The sequence below is a fragment of the Dapis purpurea BLCC-M126 genome (assembly GCF_050015975.1).
GTDB lineage: Bacteria > Cyanobacteriota > Cyanobacteriia > Cyanobacteriales > Microcoleaceae > Trichodesmium.
In genome coordinates, this window is the sequence record NZ_JBNHER010000109.1 from 1 (window position 1) to 7,931 (window position 7,931).

Annotated in this window: 7 protein-coding genes; 5 read left to right on the forward strand and 2 right to left on the reverse strand. The window is 38.4% G+C overall.

What is annotated here, in order from left to right:
* Nucleotides 1–379 precede the first annotated feature (379 nt).
* Nucleotides 380–838: a hypothetical protein gene (locus ACP6PL_RS10090; protein WP_426545114.1), complete on the forward strand. Its 459-nt coding sequence runs from the start codon at nt 380–382 to the stop codon at nt 836–838.
* Here ACP6PL_RS10090 and bluB read toward each other — a convergent pair.
* Nucleotides 803–1,447 carry a 5,6-dimethylbenzimidazole synthase gene (bluB, locus tag ACP6PL_RS10095; RefSeq protein ID WP_426545116.1) on the reverse strand — a complete coding sequence of 215 codons (645 nt, stop codon included), beginning with the start codon at nt 1,445–1,447 and terminating at the stop codon, nt 803–805. The two genes, ACP6PL_RS10090 and bluB, sit on opposite strands and share 36 nt — an antisense overlap.
* Before the next feature lie 420 nt (nt 1,448–1,867).
* Between bluB and ribBA the strand changes: the two genes are divergently transcribed.
* From ribBA to ACP6PL_RS10110, 3 genes are all read left to right on the forward strand, one after another.
* Complete coding sequence (ribBA, locus tag ACP6PL_RS10100; RefSeq protein WP_426545118.1) at nt 1,868–3,604, forward strand: bifunctional 3,4-dihydroxy-2-butanone-4-phosphate synthase/GTP cyclohydrolase II; 1,737 nt, start codon at nt 1,868–1,870, stop codon at nt 3,602–3,604.
* A gap of 496 nt (nt 3,605–4,100) precedes the next feature.
* A complete protein-coding gene (locus tag ACP6PL_RS10105; protein ID WP_426545120.1) occupies nt 4,101–4,472 on the forward strand; it encodes a four helix bundle protein in 372 nt (123 codons plus the stop codon).
* Nucleotides 4,473–4,800: 328 nt separating this feature from the next.
* Nucleotides 4,801–4,986: a hypothetical protein gene (locus tag ACP6PL_RS10110; protein WP_426545122.1), complete on the forward strand. Its 186-nt coding sequence runs from the start codon at nt 4,801–4,803 to the stop codon at nt 4,984–4,986.
* Between the two features lie 423 nt (nt 4,987–5,409).
* On the opposite strand, the gene ACP6PL_RS10115 is transcribed toward ACP6PL_RS10110, so the two are convergent.
* Nucleotides 5,410–5,700 carry a GIY-YIG nuclease family protein gene (locus tag ACP6PL_RS10115; RefSeq protein WP_426545124.1) on the reverse strand — a complete coding sequence of 97 codons (291 nt, stop codon included), beginning with the start codon at nt 5,698–5,700 and terminating at the stop codon, nt 5,410–5,412.
* Between the two features lie 385 nt (nt 5,701–6,085).
* Between ACP6PL_RS10115 and ACP6PL_RS10120 the strand changes: the two genes are divergently transcribed.
* A partial coding sequence (locus ACP6PL_RS10120; protein WP_426545126.1) for a PhoX family protein occupies nt 6,086–7,931 on the forward strand: 1,846 nt, incomplete at its 3' end.

Below are 7,931 nucleotides of genomic sequence, written 5' to 3' on the forward strand. Positions count from 1 at the left end.
GCGCCATATCCAATCGACCAAGAGAAAAGTGCTCTTGAATTTCCTTGTATTCAATTCCCGTGCGGTTAAAACCCGAGGTAATTATCAATTATCCATTATCAATTATCAATTAATGAACTCCTGTCTCCTAACTCCTAGCTAACGCGCATATTTATCAAGATACGCTTAGGGGTTCTATAAAGTTATGTCCCATAATGCTTTCAGAGAATCTAGAAAAATGACAGTCTGTATTTTATGGTGATTTCCTGTACGCTTGCTGTTGCAAGGGTTTCAGCAATCTATCCCAATCTTTGTGAGAAATCCAGGAAAAGCGTCTAGGCTAAAATTGCAGGTAAGTGTGAGCAACCTCTAAAAAAAAATGCAAATGCAAAATTAAAACTTGGCTAGTATTATCGCTTCGCTCGCAGTCAGAAGTAGGAAGTCAGAAGTTATTTTTCTAATAAGTAATCTAGGAATTTTAGCAATAATTTTATTAGGTGTCGGTTTTGGTAGCGGTTGGATACTAGGTGGATACCCAACTATTGATGAGGGTGAAATTGCACCTCAACCAGTCAGAATATTATTAAGTGGCATGACAATAGTAGCGATCGCTGTCTTACTCTTGGTTAACCTAAGTGCAGAAGTTAACGGCATTGATACTGAAGAATTTGTGGAAGTATCTCCTAAATCTGCCATGAGCAAAAATCAAACAGTGCAAGTAGAATTATCAGGAGATACCCAAGCTGTTGTTGGTAAATTAGCAAACCAAACAGTTAAAGTTACTATCGGAATTTTTCAGATACTAAAAAAGCTTTTGATTCCACTAATAACTATTATAATAAATGATTGCCTCCTTTGATTTACGCTTTTCCCAGTTACTAATTTCCAACATAGGACGTTCTGTGAATTCTGTGACATAACCTAAACATAAATAGGCTATTAATTCATTTTCTGGAGGAGCATTGAGAATAGTTTTTACCTCTTTTTCGTCTAAAATACTTACCCAACCCAACCCTATATTCTCTGCTCTAGCCATCAACCACAAATTTTGAATTGCCAAACAAACACTGTATGGTCCAACCTTATCCATACTGGTTTGACCTAAGACAGGATTAGGTGAGGGTTTATAAAAAACAGCAATATTAACAGGAGTTGTAGTCATTCCTGTGCCAATCAATTGAAATTGATGAGGTAAAGGCCGATTTTTGAATATTTCTTCTGCTTTTTCATTTTCTCTTTCAAAAGATGCTTTGATTTTGGCCTTAATTGATGAGTCACGAATAATTACAAATTCCCAGGGTTGAGAAAAACCAACTGAAGGAGCGTGTAAAGCAGCAAATAGTAAACGCTCTATTATTATATCGGGAATTTCTTTACTAATAAACTTTGCTACTGGTTCTGTTCGGCGGTGGGTGATAATATCTGTAAGTATTTGACGTTCTTTTTCTGTAAAAATTCTACCTTTCATATCATTTACCTCCAATCATTTTTTGATATTTTCTATCTGAAAATCAATTACTTAGAAGCTGTTTGAGAAGTACTGGATGGGAACCGATGAATCCTAAAAACCTAACCGCCCGGCCTCCTTCCCTACAAGGGAATGGGGGTTAATAAGCCTTTCTCGTGAATTCTAAAAACCAACCCCCCTTTTACCACAAGAGAATGGGGGTTAATAACCCTCTCTCCTAGAAGGAGAGAAGTTTGGAGAGAGGTTTTTATGAGTTAACAAACAGTTACCTAATAGAGCCTCCAAATTACCATAAGGTAAATTATTAACTTTCTATATAATTTATTCGTTGTTGTTATTATAGTTCCGTAGCCTAGGAAACCCTATCATCTTTGTATATCGTTATAATCTTTGTATAGTTTTAAACAGATTTTGAAAAAAATGACAAAACCAGAGAAGCTATCTGTAAATAAACAGCCAAACGAACAATTTCAATTTGATTCCATTGATGCTGCACTAGCAGACATTAAAGCAGGTAAGTCTATAGTAGTAGTCGATGACGAACATCGAGAAAATGAAGGAGATGTAATTTGTGCAGCTCAATTTGCTACTCCAGACATGATTAACTTTATGGCAGTAGAAGCTAGAGGTCTAATTTGTCTGTCATTGACAGGCGATCGCCTTGATGAATTAGATATTCCACTTATGGTTACTAAAAATACTGACAGTAACCAAACAGCTTTTACTGTTAGTATTGATGCTTCCCCACAGTTGGGAGTTTCTACAGGTATCTCAGCAGAAGACCGGGCAAATACTATTCAAGCAGTTATTAACCCTACTACCAAACCAGAAGATTTACGTCGCCCTGGTCATGTATTCCCCATTCGAGCTAAAGAAGGAGGAGTATTAAAACGAGCTGGTCATACAGAAGCTTCTGTTGACTTAGCGAGATTAGCAGGTTTATATCCGGCGGGGGTTATTTGTGAAATTCAAAACCCAGACGGTTCCATGGCAAGATTACCTCAGTTAATAGAATATGCCCAAACTCATAATCTGAAACTGATTAGTATTGCGGATCTTATCAGTTATTGCATCAAACACGATCGCTTTGTTTACCGAGAAGCTATTGCTAAGTTACCATCCCAATTTGGTGAGTTCCAAATTTATGCTTACCGCAATACTCAAAATAATTCGGAACATGTAGCTATTGTTAAAGGCAATCCAGAAGAATTTAAAGAAAAAGATGTGATGGTGCGGGTACATTCTGAGTGTCTGACTGGAGATGCTTTTGGTTCCCTCCGTTGTGACTGTCGAATGCAACTGCAAGCAGCGATGAAAATGATTGAAAATGCTGGTGCGGGAGTGGTTGTCTATTTGCGACAAGAGGGTAGGGGAATAGGTTTAATTAATAAAATGAAAGCTTATTCATTACAGGATATGGGATTAGATACTGTGGAAGCTAATGAAAGATTAGGGTTTCCGGCAGATTTACGCAACTATGGTGTGGGAGCACAAATATTACATGATTTGGGTGTGAAGAAAATTTGTTTGATTACAAATAATCCCCGGAAAATAGCAGGTTTAAATGGTTATGGAATTGAAGTAGTAGATCGAGTTCCTTTGTTAATAGAAACAACAGATTATAATTCTACTTATTTGGCGACTAAGGCGCAAAAATTAGGTCATATGTTGTTACGCAGTTATTTAGTAACAATTGCCATTGATTGGAATGATGAAAACACAGAAGGAAAATTTGTTAATAATTCTTTGGTTAAAACTTTGAAATCTCCCCTTCAAAAGCGCTATGAATATTTGGAAAAATTACGCACTTTAATCAAAGAAGATGATTTTCTGTTGCGGGAAGAAACTAGAGCAGTGGCAACGGCGGTTTTTGCTCAAGCACCTTTAATAGTTAATTTTGGTTTAGAAAAAGCAACATTAATGACATCTGAATGGTATCAACAATCAAATAATCCTTATTTGGAGGCGATCGCTAAAGTATTAACAGAAATAGCTCAATGGCCGAATATTTTTAAATTAGAATTTCTCATTGCTTCTGGTGCCGATCCTATGACGACTTTACAAGGAAAACTCGAACGTCAGAGTTTGGAAATAACTGAATTATTGACAGTTATGGAAAATTTGGAAACGCAAAAAATTTATAGTTTGAAGGTTTAGTGTTTTAGGAGTCAGGAGACAGGAGTCAGGAGTCAGAATTTTGGGTTGTCATTGCGAGGGGGGGAAACACTAGAAGTTTATGGTTAGCATTTTAACCCCCCCCGAAGCAATTCCAACAATATAACAGATTGCTTTCCTGTCGCTCGCAATGACACTCTATAGAAGTTTATGGTTAGCATTTTAACCCCCCCGAAGCAATCCCAACAATATAACAGATTGCTTTCCTGACGGAATGCTACGCAAACGCTGTCGCTCGCAATGACACTCTAGTAGAATTGAGGGGGTTGGGAAAGACGAACTGGAAATGTCCGCAGCGAGGGGGATGGGAAACACTGAAGAAAAGCTGGAAATTTTCACCCACCCCCCTGTCAGCAATCTCGCCTTACCCCGGAGATTGCTTTCCTGCCTCCGCAAACGCTATCGCGCGCAATGACACATCCCCATAGTAACTACGGCACAACCAAGAAGCGAGGGAGTTGGGAAAGACGAAGTGGAAATGTCCGCTAAAAGCTTTCGGGATTTGATAGTTTGGCAAAAAGCGCATGAACTTGTTCTAGAGGTATACCGCCTCAGCAGCAACTTTCCCAAAACCGAAACCTACGGACTAACTTCTCAATTGAGACGAGCATCCGTATCAGTGCCAGCAAATATAGCAGAAGGGTTTCGGAAAAAAGGATTAGCGGATAAAATCCGATTCTTGAATATTGCCCAAGGTTCCTTAGAAGAAAGTCGATATTACTTAATTCTGGCAAATGACCTTGAATATGGGGATACTTCAGAATTGCTTCTACATCTAGAAGAAGTAAGTAAATTACTAGATTCTTATGTTGCTGCAATTGAACAACGTAGGCAATCTCCTGACTTCTAACTCCTCCTAAAATTCTGGAACTCCTTCCTGACTCCTTCTTCTATTCTCTTCCCTCCTGACTCCTGACTCCTGACTCCTTCTTCCGGCACTTATGAACAACTAACCACCGATGGCATTACCCAATGGCATCCCGCCTTTTTTGAGTTAGGTACATCCTTAGAGGAATGCGCCGACAAATACAAAGGTTTCTGTCGGCGTCATACACCAAATTTTAAGTTATTATTTGTCATTAGTCATTGCGAGCGGAACGAAGTGGAGAAAAGCAATCTTAAAGTTAGAGATTGCTTCATTACGCTGACGCTTCATTCGCAATGACAATTCCTATATCATGGCAGGTAAGAGAATATTGGCAAGGATATTAAGTAAAGTTCCCAAAACCAAAGTATCCCCCAGACAAATACCCTTACCATTTTTTGTGGAAAAAATTGTCAAAATCGAAATCCCACAGATAGCACAGACAGCGATGGAATTTATTAAAGCAAATCGTTTTCCTAATTATTCTATGGTGTGGTAGGGGAGGGTTTAGTGACGATAGGAAGAACCTGAGATTGCTTCCTTCCACTGCGTTCCAGTCAGTCGCAATGACTATTGAAGGTTTAGCTACTGAATAAAAAATGTCATTACGAGGGGGGTGAGAAACACTAGAAGTTTATGGTGGGAATTTTCACCCCCCCGAAGCAATCCCAATACCAATAACATGAGATTGCTTTCCTTCGGAATGCTCCGCAAACGCTTTCGCTCGCAATGACTAAGTGAAAATGTCATTGCGAGGGGGTGGGAAAAACTAGAAATCTCTGCTGACTATTTTTCACCCCCCCGAAGCAATCCCAATACCAATAACACGAGATTGCTTTCCTTCGGAATGCTCCGCAAACGCTGTCGCTCGCAATGACAAAACAGCTGTTGCTGAACTTTAATAATAATTAATAATTATATTTCAAACTATTTCGAGGTACAAATCTTTCCACTCCAAATTCATACTATTAATTAAATTAACTTTTTTCTGTCGAGAACCAGCTTTAATCTGTTTTTCACGAGCGATCGCTTCGGAAGGATTTTCATACGTTTCAAAATAAACTAATTTATTAATATTATATTTTTTGGTAAATCCTTCTACTAATTTTGACTTGTGTTCATAAACTCTCTTGATTAAATCGTTAGTTACACCTGTATAAAGGACTGTATTACGGTTATTAGTCATTATGTAAATATAATATTCTTTTGTCATAAAGTATTGCTGAAAAAATGCGGGATTTTACAATTATAAAATATCAAACAATTTCTTGTTATTCTCCTAAACAACGAGAAATTGCTTTCCTAACGGAATGCTTCGCAAACGCTGCCGCTCGCAATAACGAGGTGAAAATATCATTGTCACGGGGATGGGAATGAAGAGGTGAAAACGTCATTGCGAGGGGGTTGACAAAAGTACAAGTCTATGAATTGAATTTTAGCCCCCCGAAGCAATCTCAATACTAATACTAGAGATTGCTTCGCTGTCGCTCGCAATGACGGGAGAGATACCGCCCGCAATGACGAGCTGGAAATGTCATTCTGGCTCCTGACTCCTGGTTAAAGCTATAGTAAAAAGAGTCAAACTTATTCCTTTGTCTATGAACATTAATCGTCGAGAATTTCTCCTATTTCTTGGAGCAAGTGCCGGAACAATTGCCATGACTTCTTGTCAACAACAATCTTCAACTCAAGTCACTGCAAAATCTTCCATTAGTAGCACTTCAACCAACAATATTAACTTCCAACCAGTTAAAGGTCCTATGCCTTTAGCCACAAACAATCAAGAATTCAAAATAGATAACTATAGCACATATGAAGTATTAGATGATTTGGTCATTCCAGAAGGTTTTACCTACGATATTATAGGTTCTTGGGGTGATAAAATAGGTGATTCCCGTTTTGGCTACAACAATGACTATCTTTCCTATATTGAAACAGGCGAAAATGAAGGATTATTAACCATAAACTTTGAATATATTAGCCCCTTAACTTGGGTGACAAGTTATGAAAAAGTAATTGGTAAATCTCTGCCATTTTTAGAGATAGCATCAGCATTTCAGGAAGGAGGAAAATCAAGTATTAACTCTCAAGAATTACTAGATAAGAGTCCTCTAAAAGAACAAATAATCACAATTGCAAAAGAAGCAATGATAGACATGGGAATAGGTGTTATTTCCATTCGTCGGGAACCCGATGGCAAATGGGTAAGAACAAATTCAAAATTTGACCGCCGAATAACAGGAATTTCAGGATTAGAAGACGGACGTTATTTAAAATCAACAGGACCCGCAGTAGCAGTATTTAACAAAAAAGGTAAAGGTTATGACGATAAATTAGGGGATAAGATTATCGGTAGTTTTAGTAATTGTGCAGGTGGTACTACACCCTGGGGAACAGTCTTTAGTGCCGAAGAAAATTTTCAAGCTTATGTAATTGAAGCAGTTTATTCTGATGGTACTTCTGTTGATCCCACCCAAGGAAATTCTGTATTTATCGGTGAAAAAGGGATGGCTAGTCTCGGAAGTGCATTTGGTTTAGCAGGTAATAAATATGGTTGGATGGTAGAAATAGACCCAGCTAATCCTGATGACTATGGGACAAAACATACTTGGTTGGGTCGTTATCGTCACGAAGCAGTCGGTATTAGAGCAGAAGCAAACCAACCTTTAGCTTTTTATTCTGGATGCGATCGCCGTAGCGGTCATTTATATAAATTTGTCAGTAAAGATATTGTTAAAGACCCCACCGATAAATCTAACTCTCAACTATTGACAAATGGAATGTTATATGGTGCAAAATTTAATTCTGATGGTACAGGTAGTTGGATTCCTTTAAAAGAAGATACCCCCGTTAATCCCGGTTTACCAAGTGTCCATGTGAACGGTATGATTAATTTGCCCCAAAGACCTGATGGTGGTAGCTTCAAAGCCACAAAAGATAAAGAAATAGAAGCTTTTAAACAAAAATATAAAACCCTGGGGGATTTATATGAAGGAGACCCCGAAGCCAAACAAGGGGCAATTCTGATAGATGCCCATTTAGCTGCTAATGCTGCTGGCGTTACTTGTACCGCCCGTCCCGAAGATACTCAAGTTGCTAAAGATGGCAGTTTATTTATTGCCTTTACTTCTGGATATCCCAGTAGTTCCGATGGTAGTCCAGACAAACGTATATTTAAAGGTCCAGATGGTGAAGCTTATGAATATGGCTGGATTATGCGTTTAGTTGAAGATGATAATCAACCAAATGCTATGACATTTCGTTGGCAAATGTTTGCTACTGGAGGAGAACCCACCGATGGTGGACTAGGATTTTCTAATCCTGACAACCTAGAATTTGACCCACAGGGTAATCTCTGGATGGTGACAGATATGAGTACCAGCAAACATAATAAAGCAGTACCTGAGAATCGCATGGGTAAGGATGACAAACCAATGAACCAGG